This is a genomic window from Gelidibacter salicanalis, assembly GCF_016469035.1.
GTDB classification, from domain to species: domain Bacteria; phylum Bacteroidota; class Bacteroidia; order Flavobacteriales; family Flavobacteriaceae; genus Gelidibacter; species Gelidibacter salicanalis_A.
The window spans coordinates 1-232 of sequence record NZ_JAEHJZ010000224.1 but is presented as its reverse complement, the minus strand read 5'-3'; the positions used below and the strand labels follow the sequence as shown (position 1 = coordinate 232).

The window sequence follows — 232 nt, the reverse complement described above, 5'->3', positions numbered from 1 at the left end:
CTGAAGCATGTCCAACCGTCGCGTCTTGGTCACATCCTCCCAATCTTTCAACGCTAACCATTCTTTTGCAACGGCCTCGAAAGTATTAGCGGAATCCATCTCACGCCTAATTTTTTCAAACTGTCGATTTTGAACAGGACTGACTCCCAGCCTTACCAACTTACGCGCGTCTTCGCATTTTTCGCGGGCATCGGCGAGGCCAACGCTGGGGTAGTCGCCAAGCGCAAAAAGC

1 protein-coding gene is annotated in these 232 nt (G+C 51.3%); it reads right to left on the bottom strand.

The features are described from left to right. Positions 1-232: integrase arm-type DNA-binding domain-containing protein (locus JEM65_RS23270; protein WP_199603765.1), on the bottom strand; the 232-nt coding region annotated here is incomplete at both ends.